The organism is Pseudomonas sp. FEN, from assembly GCF_904067045.1.
Taxonomy (GTDB): Bacteria; Pseudomonadota; Gammaproteobacteria; order Pseudomonadales; family Pseudomonadaceae; genus Aquipseudomonas.
Window position 1 is genome coordinate 835,210 of the sequence record NZ_CAJFDC010000036.1, and the last position, 14,979, is coordinate 850,188.

General features: G+C 61.4%; 14 protein-coding genes. 5 read left to right on the forward strand and 9 right to left on the reverse strand.

The window, feature by feature from the left end:
• Positions 1 to 74: 74 nt before the first annotated feature.
• The 5 genes from carA to grpE all read right to left on the reverse strand — a co-directional run bounded on the left by carA (position 75) and on the right by grpE (position 6,266).
• Positions 75 to 1,211: a glutamine-hydrolyzing carbamoyl-phosphate synthase small subunit gene (gene carA / locus PFEN_RS27390; RefSeq protein WP_191489708.1), complete on the reverse strand. Its 1,137-nt coding sequence runs from the start codon at positions 1,209 to 1,211 to the stop codon at positions 75 to 77.
• A gap of 334 nt (positions 1,212 to 1,545) precedes the next feature.
• Positions 1,546 to 2,352 (reverse strand): 4-hydroxy-tetrahydrodipicolinate reductase, encoded by an 807-nt coding sequence (gene dapB, locus PFEN_RS27395; protein WP_191489709.1) that lies wholly within the window; start codon positions 2,350 to 2,352, stop codon positions 1,546 to 1,548.
• A gap of 10 nt (positions 2,353 to 2,362) precedes the next feature.
• Positions 2,363 to 3,487, reverse strand: coding sequence for a molecular chaperone DnaJ (dnaJ, locus tag PFEN_RS27400; protein WP_191489710.1), 1,125 nt, complete (start codon positions 3,485 to 3,487; stop codon positions 2,363 to 2,365).
• 194 nt (positions 3,488 to 3,681) lie between these two features.
• Positions 3,682 to 5,598: a molecular chaperone DnaK gene (gene dnaK / locus PFEN_RS27405; protein WP_191489711.1), complete on the reverse strand. Its 1,917-nt coding sequence runs from the start codon at positions 5,596 to 5,598 to the stop codon at positions 3,682 to 3,684.
• A 101-nt stretch (positions 5,599 to 5,699) separates the two neighbouring features.
• Positions 5,700 to 6,266: a nucleotide exchange factor GrpE gene (grpE, locus tag PFEN_RS27410; protein ID WP_191489712.1), complete on the reverse strand. Its 567-nt coding sequence runs from the start codon at positions 6,264 to 6,266 to the stop codon at positions 5,700 to 5,702.
• A gap of 241 nt (positions 6,267 to 6,507) precedes the next feature.
• Here grpE and recN point away from each other — a divergent pair, with 241 nt between their 5' ends.
• Positions 6,508 to 8,181 carry a DNA repair protein RecN gene (gene recN, locus PFEN_RS27415; protein WP_191489713.1) on the forward strand — a complete coding sequence of 558 codons (1,674 nt, stop codon included), beginning with the start codon at positions 6,508 to 6,510 and terminating at the stop codon, positions 8,179 to 8,181.
• A gap of 101 nt (positions 8,182 to 8,282) precedes the next feature.
• Here the strand turns inward: recN and fur are convergent, their stop codons facing one another.
• Positions 8,283 to 8,690, reverse strand: coding sequence for a ferric iron uptake transcriptional regulator (gene fur, locus PFEN_RS27420; protein ID WP_191489714.1), 408 nt, complete (start codon positions 8,688 to 8,690; stop codon positions 8,283 to 8,285).
• A 97-nt stretch (positions 8,691 to 8,787) separates the two neighbouring features.
• On the opposite strand from fur, the gene PFEN_RS27425 reads away from it, so the two are divergent.
• Positions 8,788 to 9,315, forward strand: a complete 528-nt coding sequence (locus PFEN_RS27425) for an outer membrane protein assembly factor BamE (protein WP_191489715.1) — start codon at positions 8,788 to 8,790, stop codon at positions 9,313 to 9,315.
• A 100-nt stretch (positions 9,316 to 9,415) separates the two neighbouring features.
• Here the strand turns inward: PFEN_RS27425 and PFEN_RS27430 are convergent, their stop codons facing one another.
• Positions 9,416 to 9,730, reverse strand: coding sequence for an RnfH family protein (locus PFEN_RS27430; RefSeq protein ID WP_191489716.1), 315 nt, complete (start codon positions 9,728 to 9,730; stop codon positions 9,416 to 9,418).
• Positions 9,723 to 10,157: a type II toxin-antitoxin system RatA family toxin gene (locus PFEN_RS27435; protein WP_191489717.1), complete on the reverse strand. Its 435-nt coding sequence runs from the start codon at positions 10,155 to 10,157 to the stop codon at positions 9,723 to 9,725. Before PFEN_RS27435 ends, PFEN_RS27430 begins: the two co-directional genes overlap by 8 nt.
• A gap of 127 nt (positions 10,158 to 10,284) precedes the next feature.
• On the opposite strand from PFEN_RS27435, the gene smpB reads away from it, so the two are divergent.
• Entirely contained in the window at positions 10,285 to 10,767 is a 483-nt protein-coding gene (gene smpB / locus PFEN_RS27440; RefSeq protein WP_100939616.1) for an SsrA-binding protein SmpB, read from the forward strand.
• A 213-nt stretch (positions 10,768 to 10,980) separates the two neighbouring features.
• Here smpB and PFEN_RS27445 read toward each other — a convergent pair whose 3' ends face one another.
• A complete protein-coding gene (locus tag PFEN_RS27445; protein WP_191489718.1) occupies positions 10,981 to 11,748 on the reverse strand; it encodes a GntR family transcriptional regulator in 768 nt (255 codons plus the stop codon).
• Positions 11,749 to 12,009: 261 nt separating this feature from the next.
• Between PFEN_RS27445 and PFEN_RS27450 the strand changes: the two genes are divergently transcribed.
• Together PFEN_RS27450 and lldD are read left to right on the forward strand one after the other, a co-directional pair.
• Positions 12,010 to 13,704, forward strand: coding sequence for a lactate permease LctP family transporter (locus PFEN_RS27450; protein ID WP_191489719.1), 1,695 nt, complete (start codon positions 12,010 to 12,012; stop codon positions 13,702 to 13,704).
• Positions 13,705 to 13,775: 71 nt separating this feature from the next.
• Positions 13,776 to 14,921, forward strand: coding sequence for an FMN-dependent L-lactate dehydrogenase LldD (gene lldD / locus PFEN_RS27455; RefSeq protein ID WP_191489720.1), 1,146 nt, complete (start codon positions 13,776 to 13,778; stop codon positions 14,919 to 14,921).
• Positions 14,922 to 14,979: the final 58 nt, after the last annotated feature.

The following is a 14,979-nucleotide window of genomic DNA, read 5'->3' on the forward strand; positions in this document are numbered from 1 at the left end:
AGCCGTTGAACAATCCTTGAAGAGACCGAGGGGGCCGCCGCGCTGCGGGGCCGCCCAGGGTGTTATCCAGAGGCTCAGCGACGCTTGGCCATCTCATTGATGAAGCGATCGAACAGCGGTGCAACGTCGTTCGGGCCCGGGCTGGCTTCAGGGTGGCCCTGGAAGCTGAACGCGCTCTTGTCGGTGCGCTCGATGCCTTGCAGGGATCCGTCGAACAGCGACTTGTGAATCGCCCGGACATTGCCCGGCAGGGTCGCTTCATCCACGGCAAAACCGTGGTTCTGGCTGGTGATCATGACAACGCCGGTGTCCAGGTCCTGGACCGGGTGGTTGGCACCGTGATGGCCGTGGCCCATTTTCAGGGTCTTGGCGCCGGAGGCCAGGGCCAGCAGTTGGTGACCCAGGCAGATGCCGAACACCGGGATCTCGGTTTCCAGCACGTCCTTGATCGCCTGGATAGCGTAGTCGCAAGGCTCCGGATCGCCCGGGCCGTTGGACAGGAACACGCCGTCCGGTTGCAGAGCCAGTACGGCGCTGGCCGGGGTTTGCGCCGGCACGACCGTCACCCGGCAACCGCGCTCGACCAGCATGCGCAAAATGTTGTACTTGATGCCGTAGTCGTAGGCCACTACATGGTAGGGCAGCTCGGAGGCCTCGATAGTCGCGTGACTGTCGGTCTTCAGGTCCCAGACCGTGGAGCGCCACTCGTACTGTTGCGGGGTGCTGACGACTTTCGCCAGGTCCATGCCCTTCAGACCAGGGAAGCCCTGCGCCGCGGCAATCGCCGCCGCTTCGGAAATATTGTCACCGGCCATGATGCAGCCGTTCTGCGAACCCTTTTCACGCAGGATGCGGGTCAGGCGCCGCGTATCGATACCCGCGATAGCCACCACATTGTTGGCTTTCAGATAATCGGACAGGGGCATCGTGTTGCGCCAGTTGCTCGCTACCAGGGGCAGGTCGCGAATGACCAGGCCGGCCGCCCAGACACGATTGGACTCGACATCCTGTGGCGTGGTGCCGGTGTTGCCGATGTGCGGGTAGGTCAGGGTAACGATTTGCTGGGCGTAGGAAGGATCGGTAAGAATTTCCTGATAGCCGGTCATTGCGGTGTTGAACACCACCTCACCAACGGTCTGACCGTCGGCTCCAATGGCTTCGCCGCGAAAAATGCTGCCATCAGCAAGGGCGAGTATGGCTGGCTTAGTCAAGAAGACCTCCCGTAAATAAAGCCTGAAAGGGCGATCGCAGGTTGTAAAAAAGCGGAGTGACGTATGGACACGTCACCCCGCTCGTTCACTGAATTATTCTGCGCGCTTTTAGTGGACACACTAAAGCTGTAGCTTACAGAAAAAGGCTTTTTTAATCCACCGCTAATGAGCCGAAAAGGCCAGGGAATGCGACAGGACGTCGCCAAACGGTGTAAAACAAGAGCAGAGCGCGCCATAACCCGTGGACGACGATGGTGCCCGTCAGGGCACCACAAGGCTTCAGGGCCTCATCGCCGGCAAGCCGATTCTCACAGCAAGCACTGCGTCGGACCTGTCAGTGCAGCTCGAGCACATCCTGCATATCGTACAGGCCTGGCGCCTTGCCATCCAGCCATAACGCCGCACGCACCGCCCCCTTGGCGAAGGTCATGCGACTCGAGGCCTTGTGGGTGATCTCCAGGCGCTCGCCTTCAGTGGCGAACAGCACGGTGTGATCACCCACCACATCACCACCACGCACGGTAGCAAAGCCGATGGTGTCATGCGCCCGCGCACCGACATGCCCCTCGCGACCATAAACGGCAACCTTCCGCAGATCACGCCCCAGCGTATCGGCGATCACCTCGCCCATGCGCACGGCCGTTCCCGAAGGCGAGTCAACCTTGTGCCGGTGATGCGTCTCGATGATCTCGATATCCGCATCCTCCCCCAGCACCCGCGCGGCCAACTCAAGCAACTTCAGCGACAGGTTGACCCCGACACTGAAATTGGCCGCGAAGACGATAGGAATGTCCCTGCCCGCCGCCACCAGCAACTGCTTCTGCTCGGCGCTCAGACCAGTGGTACCGATCACCATGGCCTTGCCCGCCTTGCGGCAGAACGCCAGGTTTTGCAGCATCACCTCCGGCAACGTGAAGTCGATCAATACATCGAACTCATCCGCCACCGCCGCCAACCCCTCGGACAACGGCACGCCGATGCGCCCCAGCGAAGCCAGCTCGCCGGCGTCCGCACCGACCAACGAGCTGCCGGGACGCACGATCGCCGCCGTCAGAGCGGTCAGCGGCGCACGCTGCCGCACCGCTTCGATCAGGATCTTGCCCATGCGCCCGGCGGCGCCCATCACAGCTATACGTCGCATGCCAAGCTCCTTACAGGTCGCCGAAGAAGCGCTTCATGCCTTCGAACCAACCGCTGGCCTTGGGTGAATGAGAGCTGTCGCCGTCCAGGGAAGCACGGAACTCTTCCAGCAGCTCACGCTGGCGACGGCTCAGGTTCACCGGCGTCTCGACCGCCACACGGCACATCAGGTCACCCGCACCGCCACCGCGCACCGGCGCAACACCCTTGCCGCGCAGACGGAACTGCTTGCCGGTCTGGGTACCTTCCGGAATCCTCAACTTGACGCGACCGTCCAGGGTCGGCACTTCCAGCTCGCCACCAAGGGCCGCGTCGACAAAGCTGATCGGCACTTCGCAGAACAGGTGCTTGCCGTCGCGCTGGAAAATATCGTGCTCACGCACATTGATCACGACATACAGGTCGCCGGTCGGACCACCCTGCGTCCCCGCCTCGCCTTCGCCAGACAGACGGATACGATCGCCAGTATCGACGCCCGACGGCACCTTGACCGACAAGGTCTTGTACTCTTCCACACGCCCCTGACCATGGCAGGAATCGCACGGATCGGAAATGATCTTGCCCTGGCCATGACAGCGCGGGCAGGTCTGCTGCACCGAAAAGAAGCCTTGCTGCATGCGTACCTGGCCAATACCGCCGCAGGTCGGACACGTGATCGGCGCGGAGCCCTTCTTGGCCCCGGAGCCATCACACGGCTTGCAGTTGACCAGCGTCGGCACGCGGATATTGACGGTCGTACCGCGCACCGCCTCTTCCAGATTCAGCTCCAGGGTGTAGCGCAGGTCGCTGCCGCGCTGTGCGCCACCGCGGGAACCACCGCGACCGCCACCAAAGAAATCACTGAACACGTCACCGAAGATATCGGAGAAGTTCTGCCCGCCGAAGCCAGCACCGCCACCCCCCATGCTCGGATCGACGCCAGCATGGCCGTATTGGTCGTAAGCCGCACGCTTGCTGGAATCGGAAAGCACTTCATAGGCCTCGTTGGCCTCTTTGAACAGTTCTTCCGACGCCTTGTCATCCGGATTACGGTCCGGGTGATGCTTCATCGCGAGGCGGCGGTAAGCTTTCTTCAGGTCCGCCTCGCTGGAGCTACGCTCGACCCCCAAAATTTCGTAATAGTCACGCTTTGCCATGATTCTTTGCACTCTTGAGGATGTTCGGGACACCCGACTGGAACGGTCCCGCCCCTACTATCAGCACCCGAACGCTGTCGCATGCTGTAAAAATTTGCCTATTCCAGACACGCCAACGCGGGAGCAAGCTCCCGCGCGGCGACATCCTACCAGTCACCGCTCAAGCGCAGTCAACCGGCCGACCAGCAAGTGGATTACTTGTGATCTTTGACTTCTTCGAACTCAGCGTCGACGACGTCATCCTTGTGGGCTTCTTCCGGGGCCGCTTGAGCACCGGCCTCAGGCTTGGCGCCCTGCTCGGCGTACATCTTCTGAGCCACGGGCGCGGAGACCTTGGACAACTCCTCGACCTTGGCTTCGATCGCCGCCTTGTCGTCGCCTTTGACAGCAGCTTCCAGGGCAACCACGGCCGCCTCGATCGCCGCCTTCTCTTCGGCAGTCACTTTGTCACCGGCATCGGCAACCATCTTGCGCGTCGAGTGAACCAGGGCATCACCCTGGTTACGAGCACTGGCCAGCTCTTCGAACTTGCGGTCTTCCTCGGCATTGAGCTCGGCATCGCGAATCATCTGCTGGATTTCGTCATCCGACAGACCCGAGTTGGCCTTGATCGTGATCTTCTGCTCTTTGCCGGTAGCCTTGTCCTTCGCACCAACGTGCAGGATGCCGTTGGCGTCGATGTCGAAGGTCACTTCGATCTGTGGCACGCCACGTGGAGCCGGTGGAATCTCGGCCAGGTCGAACTTGCCCAGGGACTTGTTCTGCGCGGCTTGCTTGCGCTCACCCTGCAGGACATGAATGGTCACGGCGCCCTGGTTGTCGTCGGCAGTCGAGAACACTTGCGATTTCTTGGTCGGAATCGTGGTGTTTTTCTCGATCAGCGCGGTCATCACGCCACCCATGGTTTCGATACCCAGGGTCAGCGGGCTGACGTCGAGCAGCAGAACGTCTTTCACGTCACCGGCCAGAACGGCGCCCTGGATGGCGGCACCCATGGCAACGGCTTCGTCCGGGTTGACGTCCTTACGGGCTTCCTTACCGAAGAAGTCGGTCACCAGCTTCTGCACCAGCGGCATACGGGTCTGACCGCCGACCAGAATCACGTCGTTGATCTTGGCGACGTCGATACCGGCGTCCTTCAGCGCGATGCGGCAAGGCTCGATGGTGCGCTGAACCAGGTCTTCGACCAGCGCTTCCAGCTTGGCGCGGGAGATCTTCACGTTCAGGTGCTTCGGACCGGTGGCGTCGGCAGTGATGTACGGCAGGTTGACGTCGGTCGACTGAGCCGAAGACAGCTCGATCTTGGCTTTTTCAGCGGCTTCTTTCAGGCGCTGCATGGCCAGCGGGTCACCCTTGAGGTTCATGCCGCTTTCTTTCTTGAACTCGTCGACGAGGTAGTCGATCAGGCGAATGTCGAAGTCTTCACCGCCAAGGAAGGTGTCACCGTTGGTGGCCAACACTTCGAACTGGTGCTCGCCATCGACTTCGGCGATCTCGATCACGGACACGTCGAAGGTACCGCCACCCAGGTCATAAACGATGACGGTGTGGTCGCCCTTGGCCTTGTCCATACCGTAGGCCAGCGCGGCCGCGGTCGGTTCGTTGATGATGCGCTTGACGTCCAGACCGGCGATACGACCGGCGTCCTTGGTCGCCTGACGCTGGCTGTCGTTGAAGTAAGCCGGAACGGTGATCACCGCTTCGGTGACAGCCTCGCCGAGGTAGTCTTCGGCGGTTTTCTTCATCTTCTTCAGGATTTCAGCAGAGATCTGTGGCGGCGCCATTTTCTGGCCGTTCACTTCGACCCATGCATCGCCGTTGTCAGCCTTGGCGATCTTGTAAGGGACCATCTTGATGTCTTTCTGCACGACTTCTTCGTCGAACTTGCGACCGATCAGACGCTTCACCGCGTACAGGGTGTTATGCGGATTGGTCACGGCCTGGCGCTTGGCCGACTGGCCAACCAGGATTTCGCCATCATTGGCGTAGGCGATGATCGACGGCGTGGTGCGAGCACCCTCGGCGTTTTCGATCACTTTGGCCTTGCCGTTTTCAAGAATAGAGACGCAGGAGTTGGTAGTCCCCAGGTCGATACCGATAATTTTGCCCATTTCACTCTCCCGAAACTTTGATTTTTTTTACCGCAGCGGTTATGGCCAACTGTGGTAGCACTTAAACGCTTGACATGTAGATGGGGGCCTTGCGGCCGATTTCAAGCCTGCTCGTCGATCGTCGGCGAAACCGGTGCCACCGCCTTGCTGACCACAACCATCGCCGGGCGCAGCAGGCGACCGTGGAGCTGGTAGCCTTTCTGGAATACTTTCAGCACGCTGTTGGGTTCGACATCGGCGCTTTCCTGCATGGCCATGGCCTGGTGCAGGGCGGCATTGAAGGGCTCGCCGTGCGGGTCGATGGCTTCCAGCTGATAACGCTTGAGGGTGTCCTGGAACATCTTCAGGGTCAGCTCGATGCCTTCGCGCATCGGCCGGATGTTCTCATCGTCCGGATTGGACAGGTCCAGGCCACGCTCCAGGCTGTCGATGATCGGCAGCAGATCGCCGGCAAACTTCTCCAGGGCGAACTTGTGCGCTTTTTCCACATCCTGGTCGGCACGGCGGCGAATGTTCTGCAGGTCGGCGGCGACACGCAACCCTTGATCCTGTGCCGCCGCCAACTGCTCCTCGAGCACCTGGACGCGGGCGCCCAGGTCGTCGCCCTGCGCCTGCGCGGCCGAGCCGGCGTCCTGATTTTGCGAATCCAGAGTCTGTTCGTCAGCCATAAAAAACCTCCTTTCAATATCGTCCGCGAGCTCGACCCGCGCTTCTGCCCGATATATGGGGCCGCAATTTTCAGGTTCAAGGGCCTGAACCACGGCAATCGCCTCCCGGTATTCCGCGCAAGGATTACCGATGGCACTAAAAAACCCCGACATTCAAGCCAATCGAACTAAGGACAGGCATTGTCAGCACAAATCAAAACACTGTATAAATAACCAGACCTAAAGCCTGGGAGCGGCCTTCATGCTGGTGCACCTGTCCGTACATAACTACGCAATCGTCGAACACCTCGATCTGGAACTGGATCGCGGGATGAGCGTAATCACTGGCGAAACCGGCGCCGGCAAGTCGATCATGCTCGACGCCCTCGGGCTGACCCTGGGCGACCGCGCCGACAGCGGCGTGGTCCGCCCCGGCGCGGACAAGGCCGATATCCTTGCCACCTTCGACCTCGAGGACATCCCCGAAGCCCGGGCCTGGCTGGCCGAACGCGACCTGGACAACGACGGTCCGTGCATCCTGCGCCGAGTCATTACCGCCGAAGGCCGTTCGCGCGGCTATATCAATGGCTCGCCTTGCCCCCAGGGCGACCTCAAGGCCCTCGGCGAACTGCTGATCGACATCCACAGCCAGCACGAACACCAGTCCCTGCTGAAAACCGACACCCACCGCCGACTGCTCGACGAATACGCGGGCGCCACCGACCTCGCCCGCCAGGTGCAGCTGGCGGCCCAGCGCTGGCGCCAGACCCGCCAGGAACTCGAACGCCTCTCCAACTCCGGCGACGAGCAGCGCGCCCGCCACCAACTGCTCAGCTACCAGCTCGAAGAACTCGAGAACCTGGGCCTTGGGGAAAACGAGCTGGGTGACCTGGAGCAGGAGCACAAGAACCTGACCAATGCCGAAACCCTGCTCGGCATCTGCCGCCAGGTGGTGGAACAGTGCAGCGAAAGCGATTCAGGCAATGTGCTCAATGCCCTGACCGCGAGCCTCAATCGCCTGTCCAGCGTCAACAATGGTTCCGGCGCCCTGGGCGAAGCCACCAACCTGCTGGCCAGCGCCCAGATCCAGGTCGAGGAAGCCGTCGGCGAACTGAACCGCTTCCTCGACCACTTCGATGCCGACCCGGCCCGTCTGCAACAGCTCGAGGAACGCCTCGACGCGATCTACACCCTGGCGCGCAAGCATCGTATCCAGCCAACGGAAGTCGCGAGCCTCCAGCAAAAGCTGCTGGATGAAATCGAAACCCTCAACGCCAACGACGAAGCCATCGAACGCCTTACCGAAGAACTCGCGGCCTATGCCCGACATTATCAGGAGCGGGCCCGGGAACTTAGTGATCTACGTCATCAAGCGGCGACTGGCCTCGCTGGCGCCGTGGAACAGGAAATCCAGCGCCTGGGCATGCCCGGCGGGCGCTTCAGCATCGAACTGCATGCCAACGCCAGCAATGAGCTGCTGCCTTATGGCCTTGAGCAGGTCGAACTGCTGGTCAGCGCCAACCCCGGGCAGCCGCTCAAGGCGCTGGCCAAGGTCGCCTCCGGCGGCGAGCTGTCACGGATCAGCCTGGCGATCCAGGTCATCACCGCGCAAACCTCGCGCATCCCGACACTGGTGTTTGACGAAGTGGACGTAGGCATCGGTGGCCCGACCGCCGAGATCGTCGGCCAATTGCTGCGCCGTCTTGGCGAACGCGGGCAGGTACTGACGGTCACCCACCTGCCCCAAGTCGCGGCGCAAGGGCACCATCATCTATTCGTGCATAAGATGCGCGGCAGCGATGCCACTCGCACAGCCGTCTCGAAACTGAGCAAGACCGAACGGATCGAAGAAGTCGCGCGCATGCTCGGGGGCATCGACCTGACCAAGGAGTCCCTGGCTCACGCGAAAAAGATGGTGGTCACGGCCAAAGTCTAGGCTCGGACATCTGCGCTAACAAAAAAGTCAGACCACAGACAACACAAAGGCGACCCCGAGGTCGCCTTTGTTCGTTGCGTGAACCTGTACTCGCGACAGACTTATTTTTTCTTCTTGCGCACGTACAGCACCAGGTTGTGGTCCACCAGATCGAAACCGTGCTCGTCGGCAATAGCCTTCTGCAGCTTCTCGATTTCCAGGCTGGTGAACTCAATCACCTCGCTGGTCTCCACATTGACCATATGATCATGGTGCCCGCCATCGGCCAGCTCGAATACCGCATGGCCGCCGTCAAAGTTGTGGCGAACCACCAACCCGGCCGCTTCGAACTGGGTCAGTACACGGTAGACCGTTGCCAGGCCAACATCCTCGCCAGCTTCCATCAGCGCTTTGTAGACATCCTCGGCGCTCATGTGACGCTGCTCGGCGGAATCGAGCATTTGCAGAATCTTGACCCGTGGCAGAGTCACTTTTAAGCCGGCTTTACGTAGTTCGCTATTTTCAACCATGGTCAGCTTTCTCGCGATGCTGCTTCGCAGCTTCTCTTAATACGGGTATGATCGGGGTTTACGTTGTCCCAGCCAAGATAGTGGAAGTCGCCCACCGATGCAAAACACCAAGCTGTTGCTAACCAGTTTTACCTTAGTGGGACTGCTCGCACTCGCCGGTTGTTCATTCCCCGGGGTTTACAAAATCGACATCCAACAGGGCAATGTCGTCACGCAGGACATGATAGACCAGTTGCGCCCGGGAATGACCCGCAAGCAAGTAAGGTTTATCATGGGCAACCCCCTGCTGACCGACACATTCCACGCCAATCGCTGGGATTACCTGTATAGCCTGCAGCCAGGCGGCGGTGAACGCCAGCAGGAGCGTATCAGTCTGCTGTTCAATGCCAATGACCAGCTGGCCAGCCTGTCTGGCGACTTCAAGCCAGGCGTGAGCCGCGACGAAGCGATTCTTGGCAAGGACAGCGGCACGACGGTGAATGCTCCGGCGCAGAACGCCGAGAAGCCGAAACCCGAGAAGCCGGTCAAGCCCGGCTCGCTGTTGGACCAGATCCAGAAGGATGTCGACGGCGTGAAAGCCGTACCGGTTCCGACGCCGGAGCCGCTGGACACCACGCCGCAGTAAAACGGCGATACAAAAAAGCCCGGCATGTCCGGGCTTTTTGTTGCCTGCAGGAAAACACGCTTCAAGCCAACCACTACACAGATCCTGTGCAAGACAATGGCTACAGGTTTTGCGCCTTGGCCTTCGCCGCTTTTTCCGCACGCAGGCGCCGAACTTCCTTGGGATCGGCCAGCAAGGGACGATAGATTTCGATACGATCACCCGCCTCAACCGCACGAGTATCGGCATCGGCAATCACCTTGCCGAAGATCCCCAGCGGACAACCCCGCACATCCAGCCCGGGAAACTGCTCGGCGAGCCCCGACAGGCGCACCGCCTCCCGCAACGTCGTCCCCAGCGGCACCGTAACCGTGCGCAGAGACTGACGCCCGACATCGGCGTAGATCACCTCTATCGCGATCGACGGCTCAGACATGGAGCTGCTTGGCGCGCTGACAGAAGGCGTCCACCAGGGTATTGGCCGCCTGATTGAACAGCGGCCCCAGGGTCGCCCGCACGATGGGCCCGGCATAATCGAAGGTCAGGTCCAGGCTGATCTTGCAGGCTTTCTCCCCCAAGGCCTTGAACACCCAGACACCATGCAACTGATTGAACGGTCCTTCTTCCAGGTTCATTTCAATCGATTGCCCTGACACCAGGGTATTGCGGGTGACGAAATTCTGGCTCAAACCGCCTTTGGCGATCGCCAGCGTGGCGCGCATATGCACCTCCGAGCTTTCCAGCACCTGGGCCGAGGCGCACCACGGGAGAAACTCCGGGTAACGCGCGACGTCGTTCACCAGGTCATAAAGCGCCTGTGCCGGGTAAGGCAGCAAGGCCGAACGTTGAATATGGGTCGTCATGTCAGCGTTGATTCCAGGGCTGGGCAGCAAACAAAAGTGCGCGCATTGTCCGGGATTCATCCTACGCGCTCAAGCACGCAGCTTCACCGTAGCCGAGTGACGCGCAACTCCCTATAATGCCGCCCCTATGGCTAAACAGAAGAAACACCCCACAGGGACCATCGCGCAAAATAAAAAGGCGCGCCACGATTACTTCGTCGAACAACGGTTCGAGGCTGGTCTGGTCCTGGCCGGCTGGGAAGTAAAGAGTCTACGTGCAGGCAAGGCACAGCTGGTCGACAGCTATGTACTGCTCAAGAACGGTGAAGCCTGGTTGTTCGGCAGCCACTTCACGCCCTTGACCACCGCCAGCACCCACGTGATTGCCGACCCGACGCGCACGCGCAAGCTGCTGCTCAACCAGCGCGAGCTGGAAAAGATCCACGCGGCCGTACAGCAGAAAGGCCATGCCTGCGTCTGCCTGTCGCTGTACTGGAGCAAGCACCTGGTCAAGTGCGAGATTGCCCTGGGCAAGGGCAAGAAGGAATACGACAAGCGCGATACCGAGCGCGAGCGCGATGCCAACCGGGACTTGCAGCGCGCCGTGCGCAACAAGGGCAAGGAAGACTGAGTGCGGCGAGGGAGGCTTGCCTCAATGCCTGTCAGTTAAGAGCAATCTTAAGTCTGGCCGATATTTGTGGCGAGCGGGCTTGCCCGCGCTCGGCTGCGAAGCAGTCGTAAAACCGGTGATTGCGTTCTGCCTGACACAATGAAGTCGCTGATTTCAGGGCCGCTTCGCAGCCCAGCGCGGGCAAGCCCGCTCGCCACATGACCCGACCGCCTTCTAGATCCCCTTGCGCCGCTCCGCCCGCGCCACCCGCTGCACTTCCTGGCGCACTTCCTCCAGCACCTCCTGCACATACAGAATGTGCCGGCTGGACACTTCCCGCGCCGCTTCCGCGCGCCCCTCGATAATCGCCAGGTACAACTCGCGGTGCTGATTGATCAGCATGTCCCGGGTTTCACTGCGTTGCTGGTACATACCGCCGATATTGGTCACCACGTTGCGCTTGAGCAAATCGAACAAGCCACGGATGGTATGCAGCAACACGGCGTTATGACTCGCCTCGGCAATCGCCAGGTGAAAACTCGCGTCCGCCGCGCCCTCCTCCGCCCGACTCACCTCGTCCGCGCGCGCATAGCAGCTCTGCAACTGCTCAAAGGCCAGGCGCAGGCGCTCGCGGTCCACCTCGGTCGCCCGCAATGCCGCGTAATAAGCGCAGGACGCCTCCAACGTATGGCGAAACTCCAGCAGGTCGCGCTGGGCTTCCGGATGGCTTTCCAGCAGGTGCAGCAACGGATCGCTGAAGGTCGAACCCAACGACTCCACCACATAGTTGCCACCGCCCTGGCGGCTGACCAACATCCCCTTGGCCACCAGCTTCTGGATCGCCTCGCGCAACGACGGGCGTGAGACGCCGAACTGCTCGGCCAGCGCGCGTTCGGCCGGCAGTCGCTCACCGGCCTGGAGCGTGCCCTCGAGAATCATCTCCTCGAGCCGCTGGACAATATCGTCAGACAAACGGCGCTGACGAACCTGATCAAACCCCATCACTCACTCCTCACGATCCCGAACCCTCGCCGGGACTGTCTATTCTGGCTGATAGAGACGCCGCCAGCACCTGCCAGATACGACATAAATCAGCTGATCAAGCCGTCCACCGGACACCTATCAGACGAAAGTTTCAGGGCGGCAAATTGACACATCACCAGCAACGCTTTTAACCTAGCGCTCGGCGATTGTAAATTGGTATTACCAATTATCCAAATCACCCTCAGTGCCTGACCAACAACAATTAGGGGCCACCCCATTATGCAAACCTGGCAACAGCTCTACAGCCCACTCGGCAGCCTCGGGCTGTCCGCTCTCGCGGCCGTGATTCCCATCGTGTTCTTCTTCCTGGCCCTGGCGGTGTTTCGCCTCAAGGGTCATGTGGCGGGGAGCATTACTCTCGTCCTGGCGATCCTGGTGGCGATCTTTGCCTTCAAGATGCCGGGCGACATGGCGCTTGCCGCCGCCGGCTACGGCTTCGCCTATGGTTTGTGGCCCATCGCCTGGATCATCGTCGCGGCGGTGTTCCTCTACAAACTGACGGTCAAGAGCGGCCAGTTCGAAATCATCCGCAGCTCGGTGCTATCGATTACCGATGACCAGCGCCTGCAAGTGCTGCTGATCGGCTTCTGCTTCGGCGCGTTCCTGGAAGGTGCCGCCGGCTTCGGCGCCCCGGTGGCGATCACCGCCGCCCTGCTGGTCGGCCTGGGTTTCAACCCGCTCTACGCCGCCGGCCTGTGCCTGATCGCCAACACCGCGCCGGTCGCCTTCGGCGCCCTGGGCATTCCGATCATCGTCGCCGGCCAGGTCACCGGCCTCGACGCCTTCAAGATCGGCGCCATGGCCGGTCGCCAACTGCCGCTGCTGTCGCTGTTCGTACCGTTCTGGCTGGTGTTCATGATGGACGGCCTGCGCGGCGTGCGGGAAACCTGGCCAGCCGCGCTGGTAGCCGGGCTGAGCTTCGCGGTGACCCAGTTCTTCACCTCGAACTTCATCGGCCCGGAACTGCCGGACATCACCTCGGCGCTGGTCAGCCTGGTCTCGCTGACCCTGTTCCTGAAGGTCTGGCAACCCAAGCGCACGGCCGGCGCGCAGATCGCCGGCGCGGCCTCGAACACCGTGGTCAGCGCCAGTGTCGGCGGTTTCGGTCAGCCACGCAGCAGCCTCGCCTCGCCCTACAGCCTGGGACAGATCCTCAAGGCCTGGTCACCGTTCCTGATCCTCACCGTGCTGGTGACGATCTGGACCCTGAAATCGTTCAAGGCCATGTTCGCCACGGGCGGTTCGATGTACGGCACGGTGTTCAACTTCGCCATCCCGCACCTGGACCAACTGGTGATCAAGAGCGCACCGATCGTCGCGACGCCCACCGCGATTCCGGCGATCTTCAAGCTCGATCCGATCTCTGCCACCGGCACGGCGATTTTCTTCTCCGCCCTGGTATCGATGCTGATCCTGAAGATCGACATCAAAACCGGTCTGACCACTTTAAAAGAGACCTTCTACGAGCTGCGTTGGCCGATCCTGTCCATCGGCATGGTGCTGGCCTTCGCCTTCGTCACCAACTACTCGGGCATGTCTTCGACCATGGCCCTGGTCCTGGCCGCGACCGGCACGGCGTTCCCGTTCTTCTCGCCGTTCCTTGGCTGGCTCGGGGTGTTCCTCACCGGTTCCGACACCTCGTCCAACGCCCTGTTCAGCTCGTTGCAAGCGACCACCGCGCACCAGATCGGCGTCAACGACATCCTGCTGGTGGCGGCCAATACCAGCGGCGGCGTCACTGGCAAGATGATCTCCCCGCAATCGATCGCCGTGGCCTGCGCCGCCACCGGCCTGGTGGGCAAGGAGTCGGATCTGTTCCGCTTCACCCTCAAGCACAGCCTGTTCTTCGCCACCATTGTCGGACTGATCACGCTGCTTCAGGCCTATATCTTCACCGGCATGCTGGTGCACTAAAGTGACAAGGGCCCGGGGGCCTGTCGAAGCCCCCGGCAACCGCTCCCTTTCAACCAACGCTGCGAGCCCCCATGATTATTTCCGCCTCCACCGATTACCGCGCAGCCGCCCAACGCAAGCTGCCGCCGTTCCTGTTCCACTATGCCGACGGCGGCGCCTACGCCGAGCATACCCTGCGCCATAACGTCGAGGACCTGGCGAACATCGCCCTGCGTCAGCGCGTACTGAACAACATGTCCGAGTTGAGCCTGGAAACCCGCCTGTTCAATGAGACCTTGAGCATGCCGGTGGCCCTCGCCCCCGTCGGCCTGACCGGCATGTATGCCCGGCGCGGCGAGGTTCAGGCGGCCCGCGCGGCGGCGGCCAAGGGCATTCCCTTTACGATGTCGACCGTATCGGTCTGTCCGATCGAGGAAGTCGCCCCCGCCATCGACCGGCCCATGTGGTTCCAGCTTTACGTGCTCAAGGACCGCGGCTTCATGCGCAACGCCCTGGAGCGCGCCAAGGCCGCGGGGGTCACCACCCTGGTCTTTACCGTGGACATGCCGGTGCCGGGCGCCCGCTACCGTGATGCGCATTCCGGGATGAGCGGTCCGAACGCACCACTGCGGCGTGTCTGGCAAGCCATGACTCACCCGCAGTGGGCCTGGGACGTGGGCCTGATGGGCAAGCCCCACGACCTCGGCAATATCTCGAAGTATCGCGGCAACCCGACCGGCCTGGGCGACTACATCGGCTGGCTGGGCAACAACTTTGACCCGTCGATTTCCTGGAAGGACCTGGAGTGGATCCGCGAGTTCTGGGAAGGGCCGATGGTCATCAAGGGCATTCTCGACCCGCAGGATGCCAGGGACGCGGTGAAGTTCGGCGCCGACGGCATCGTGGTTTCCAACCATGGCGGTCGCCAGCTCGACGGCGTGCTGTCCAGCGCCCGCGCGCTGCCGGCCATCGCCGATGCGGTGAAAGGCGACCTGAAGATCCTCGCCGACTCCGGCATCCGCAGCGGCCTGGACGTGGTACGCATGATCGCCCTGGGCGCGGACACCGTGCTGATCGGCCGCGCGTTCCTCTACGCCCTCGCCGCCGCTGGCGAAGCCGGCGTGAAGAATCTGCTGGACCTGTTCGAGAAGGAAATGCGCGTGGCCATGGTGCTCACCGGCGCCAAGTCCATCAGCGAGATCAACCGTGATTCGCTGGTTCGTGAACTGGGCGCCTGAACATCGCGCCGAGACGAATCACCGCCTGATTGAACGGGGCACGTAGCGCACCCGACGC